Annotated in this window: 4 protein-coding genes; 3 read left to right on the top strand and 1 reads right to left on the bottom strand. The window is 34.4% G+C overall.

Annotated elements, in window-relative coordinates; genetic code table 11:
- Window positions 1-145 precede the first annotated feature (145 nt).
- The 3 genes from ACY65O_RS08920 to ACY65O_RS08910 all read left to right on the top strand — a co-directional run bounded on the left by ACY65O_RS08920 (window position 146) and on the right by ACY65O_RS08910 (window position 4,866).
- Window positions 146-523 carry a GxxExxY protein gene (locus ACY65O_RS08920; protein WP_462220505.1) on the top strand — a complete coding sequence of 126 codons (378 nt, stop codon included), beginning with the start codon at window positions 146-148 and terminating at the stop codon, window positions 521-523.
- Between the two features lie 96 nt (window positions 524-619).
- Complete coding sequence (locus ACY65O_RS08915; protein ID WP_462220504.1) at window positions 620-3,085, top strand: helix-turn-helix domain-containing protein; 2,466 nt, start codon at window positions 620-622, stop codon at window positions 3,083-3,085.
- Window positions 3,085-4,866: a UvrD-helicase domain-containing protein gene (locus ACY65O_RS08910; protein ID WP_462220503.1), complete on the top strand. Its 1,782-nt coding sequence runs from the start codon at window positions 3,085-3,087 to the stop codon at window positions 4,864-4,866. The genes ACY65O_RS08915 and ACY65O_RS08910 overlap by 1 nt, the downstream gene beginning before the upstream one ends.
- A 31-nt stretch (window positions 4,867-4,897) precedes the next feature.
- On the opposite strand, the gene ACY65O_RS08905 is transcribed toward ACY65O_RS08910, so the two are convergent.
- A partial coding sequence (locus ACY65O_RS08905) for a hypothetical protein (RefSeq protein ID WP_462220502.1) occupies window positions 4,898-5,345 on the bottom strand: 448 nt, incomplete at its 5' end.

The following is a 5,345-nucleotide window of genomic DNA, read 5'->3' as shown; positions in this document are numbered from 1 at the left end:
CTTTACAGCACAAAAATTTACGAACAAAACATATCCGTGAAAATCTGTGCAATCCATGACTAAACAATTTTTGTTTTAAGCCTTCGGCTTAAAATTTGTTGGCCACGGATTGCACAGATTTTCACGGATTATTAAAAACCAATTTATGTCAATACTAATTAATGAAGATATGAGCTACAAAATTATTGGGGCTTGTATGAAAGTTCACCGTTTTTTAGGCCATGGTTTTTTAGAAGTAGTTTACAAAGATGCCATGCAAATTGAATTTGCAAAAGCCGAAATTAATTATGTGAGAGAAAAAGAGTTTGATATCAATTACAAAGGAATAATTTTACCTCATAAATTTTTTGCAGATTTTTTTGTAATGGAAAATGTTATTGCAGAAATAAAAGCAACCAAAGAGGGAATATCAAATGATTTTATTGCACAAACATTAAATTATTTGAAAGTTTCTAATTGTGCTTTAGGTCTAATTATTAATTTTGGAAAAACAAGTCTTGAATACAAAAGGTTGGTGCTCTAATTTTTCCCTTGTATTCAATCCGTGAAAATCTGTGTAATCCGTGGCTAACTTTTTAAGCCGCAGGCTTAATTCTTCATAATTTAAAAAAGTAATACTGTGGCTACAATAGAACGCAACGAAATATTCGACTTAGCTTATCGCTTTGTAACCGAAACATCTGAGAATATTTTCCTCACCGGTAAAGCCGGTACCGGCAAAACCACTTTTTTAAAATACTTAAAAGAAAACGCTACTAAAAATATTGTGGTAGCCGCACCCACAGGTGTAGCCGCAATTAATGCCGGTGGCGTAACGCTGCACAGTTTATTTCAATTGCCCTTTCACCCGTTTTTACCTACCCGAAATCATAAAGAAGAATTATTGGGAAAAATAAGATATAATAAACAACGGCAGCAATTATTGCGTAAAATGGAATTGCTTGTAATTGATGAAATAAGTATGGTGCGTTGCGATGTGATGGATGCGATTGATACCATTTTAAAAAGTATCCGCCGCAATTATGATACACCTTTTGGAGGCGTACAATTATTATGCATTGGCGATTTGCACCAGTTGCCACCGGTAGCGCAAAACCACGAGTGGAGTATTTTACAGGAATATTATAGCACGCCTTTTTTCTTCGACAGCATGGCCATTAAAGAACAAATGCCCTTGCTGATTGAACTGAATAAAATTTACCGGCAAAAAGAAGATTCGTTTGTACGGCTGCTAAATAAAGTGCGTAACAACCAAATGGATGCTGATGATTTTGAAGATTTGAACATGCGCTACGATCCTTTATTTTCTCCTATGCCCGGCGAAAAATATATTACACTCACTTCTCACAATAAACAAGCGGCAGAAATTAACCAGCGAAAAATAGAAAATTTATTTACCAATGCTTTTACTTTTAAGGCAGAGATAGAAGAAGATTTTCCGGAACATATTTTTCCTGCAGAGGCTGAATTGTTGTTGAAAGAAAGTGCACAGGTAATGTTTTTAAAAAATGATATTATTGCAAAAAGATATTTTAATGGAAAGATTGGTGTTGTAAAACTTTTAGAGAAAAATAAAATTATAGTGGATTGTGATGGTATTGATATTGAAGTGGCTAAAGAAACCTGGGAAAATACCCGCTATACTTTAAACCGCAGCGATGGAAAATTAGAGCAGGAAACTATGGGTACTTTTACTCAATACCCATTGCGTTTAGCCTGGGCCATTACTATTCACAAAAGCCAGGGTTTAACTTTTGAAAAAGTTATGATAGATGCCGGCTCTTCTTTCAGCAGCGGACAAGTGTACGTAGCACTCAGCCGTTGTACCAGTTTAGAAGGCATTGTTCTGTTGAGTAAACTTTCGTCCACCACATTGTTTAGTAATGATAATGTAATTAAAGGTCAGCAATCGCTTACACATAAAGGCTCGCTTGCAGAACGTTTTACAGGTGCAAGACAAGTTTTTACCCAACAATTAATAAGCGAAATTTTTAGTTTTAATGATGTTGAAATTAATATTGCTTTATTGCTGCACCATATTACACAGCAGCAGGATAAATTAAATGCTGAAGCTTTATCATGGATAGAAAATATTAAACAACCTTTTATTAGTGACAGATCTGTTGGTTTAAAATTTATTGATGTAGTGAGCGGTATTATGAAAGAGGAGCCTGTGATTGAAAATAATGCAGCGGCGCAAAAAAGGATAAGTGATGCCGCTAATCATTTTGAGCCTAAATTTTTAGCGTATCAAAAGGCGTTACAAAATCATCCACTGGTAACAGAGCATAAAGAAACTTCCAATATTATTAATGAACAGTTGAATCAACTGGCTTTAGCAATTTACAGCACTATTTATTATCTGCAATATTGCAAACAACCTTTTTCGGTAACTACATTTTTGCAACACAAATTAAAATTTGCACTGCCTAAAATTAATCTTACCTGTTATGCCAGTGGCAAAAAAGAAACTTACACCGATGTTGCCAATACAGAACTGTATAATACACTTAAACGCTGGAGAGATATGATGGTGGGAGAAGAAAACGTGGCGATTTATATGGTGGCAAACCAGGCTACGCTTAAAGAAATTGCAACTTATCTGCCCTTAACAAAAAAAGATTTGTTACAAATAAGTGGTTTTGGAAAAGCTAAGGCTGATAAATATGGCGATGATATTATTGAAGCAGTAGCAGAATATTGCAACCGCAATGGTATTGAAACCAATATGGCCGAAAAACTAATCAACCCAAAAAGAGAAAGAAAAGAAAAAAGCACTGTTGCAAAAGTTGATACCAAAGCTGCTACTTATGACTTATACAAAGAAGGAAAAAGTATTGAAGAAATATGCAAAGAAAGAAATTTAGTAAAAGTAACAATTGAAGGACATTTAGCACATTATGTTTTTACCGGAGAAATTAATATTGACGATGTGGTAAGCAAGCAAAAACAGCAACAGATAAAAGATGCCGTTGTTATTTATGGTTCACTCAGCCATAAAACATTGATTGAAAATTTGCCTGCCGATTTTACTTATGGCGAAATTAAACTGGTATTGGCCGCAGGTAAAACTACAACCGCCTGATGAAACTAACACAAGAACAAGAAGACATTATTAATTCTGCCGGAGATATAAAAATAAATGCCGTTGCAGGTTCGGGCAAAACCACCACTATTATAGAATATGCCAAAGCCAGGCCAGCAACTGCTAAAATTTTATACCTGGCTTTTAATAAATCTGTAAAACTTGAGGCGATAAAAAAGTTTGCTGCAAAGGGTTTGCAAAATGTTACCGTTGAAACCGCACATTCGCTGGCGTATAAAAATATTGTTTTCCGCCATCATTATAAAGTAAGGATACAGGGTTATAAAACACATGAAATAGCAGAGTTACTGGGCTTGCAGGGCAATGGCGAAAAACACCATGAGTATGTAATTGCCAACCACATCAATAAATTTATTGCGCTTTTTTGCAACAGCGATAAAACAAAAGTGCAGGAAGTAAATTATTTAGATACCATCAGCGACCCTAAAGCTAAAACTTTTGTAAAAACTTTTTATCATTTTATAGAAACACAAACCAGGCAACTGCTGGCCAAAATGGATAAAGGCGAAATTGAAATTACCCATGATTTTTACCTGAAAAAATTTCAACTGCAAAACCCTGTTTTACAATTTGATTATATTTTATTTGATGAAGGACAGGATGCTTCGCCGGCAATGCTGGATATTTTTTTAAATCAAAATGCCACCAAAGTAATTGTAGGTGATACACACCAGCAAATTTATAGCTGGCGTTATGCTGTAAACTCTTTGGAGAAAACCAGTTTTACTACTTTTAATTTGAGCCATAGTTTTAGGTTTGGTGCAAACATTGCCAACCTTGCCACACAGGTTTTATTTTGGAAAGATGCTATTTCCGAAACCAAGACTGTTAACATTAAAGGGCTTGGTACCAATACCGATACCAAAACAAAAGCCGTAATTGGCCGAACCAATTTGGGTTTGTTGTTAAAAGCTATTGAGTATGTAACGCAGAAAAAAAATATTAAGAAAATTTATTTTGAAGGCAATTTTAATTCTTACACTTATGCAGATGAAGGCGCTTCTTTATACGATGTTTTAAATCTGCAGAATAATAAACGGGCTTTAATAAAAGATGCTTTAATAAAATCGATGGGCTCGATAAAAGATTTAGAAGAATACATTGAAAAAACGGAAGATGCCCAATTGAGTATGATGCTGGAAATAGTAAAAGAATATGGGAATGATATTTACGACATTATAAAAACTATAAAACAAAAACAGGTTGAAAATGATGATAAAGAAAAAGCGGAAGTTATTTTTTCAACAGTGCACCGTTGTAAAGGCATGGAATACGATGCCGTGCATTTGGTAAAAGATTTTATTACCGAAGATAAAGTACAGCGGCAGGCACACGAGTTGGACAATGATGAAAAGAAAATCAATAAGCTAAACGAAGAAATAAATTTATTGTATGTTGCCATTACACGTACCAAAAATAACCTGCACATTCCCGAAGAATTGTTGCCCACCGATTTTCCAAAACTGGCGCAGATACACATTATTAAAAAGGAGGAGCCTAAAGAAATAAAACCGCTGGTAATTGAAACACCTAAATCAAAATATGGGTATTCAAAATACACGGGTACTTCTGGTAAAACTTTTTCGGTAGAGTTGGTACGCACTAAACACGGAGAAGCCGTAAAACCATGGACGCCGGAACAAAATCAAAAACTAACGGAGCTTTTTAATAATAATACCTCCGACTCTGAAATTATAAAACATTTTGGCAGAAACGGAGGTGCTATCAGAGCAAGATTGAGAAAGCTGGGATTGAAATAAATCTGCCTCGGATTATTTTATATTGTAAGCCTTAATATTGATAGCTAAAAATTCGTTTGACCATTTTCTCAGGCAGCCTTTTATCATTGAAAATTGTTTGCTGTATCCAGTTACCTGCTGTATCCCAACTTTCATATTTGTAAGACAAATATTTTTTAACTGTTGAATCTTTAAAGTAAGTGACCTCAAGCATATTGTCCGGATACTTTTTATCCGTCAATTGTATTTTAACTTGTGAAGTAAGTATTCCACTGCTACCTTTTGCATTTGCACTAATTAGATAAATACTATCATAAACATTTTCATACAACATTGTTAATTTGCCGTTGGTATCGTAATTATTCATATTTGCCAAAAGACCAAATTCGGTTTGTTGTATGTTATCGTAATAACTTTCAAGCTTATCTTTTGAATCATAAATTTCTATAGCTATACACTTACTACTTTCATATTTTAGTAACATTTTTGACTGCTTCTTT

The sequence above is a fragment of the Ferruginibacter sp. genome (assembly GCF_031430955.1).
In the GTDB taxonomy this organism is placed as follows: Bacteria; Bacteroidota; Bacteroidia; order Chitinophagales; family Chitinophagaceae; genus Ferruginibacter.
Note: the sequence above shows the minus strand (reverse complement) of the source record. Positions and strands in the feature narration are given on the sequence as shown.

Bases quoted from the DNA above. Each gene is read 5' to 3' on its own strand.
- ACY65O_RS08920 (WP_462220505.1), top strand. From the start codon at position 146: ATGTCAATACTAATTAATGAAGATATGAGCTACAAAATTATTGGGGCT.
- ACY65O_RS08910 (WP_462220503.1), top strand. From the start codon at position 3,085: ATGAAACTAACACAAGAACAAGAAGACATTATTAATTCTGCCGGAGAT.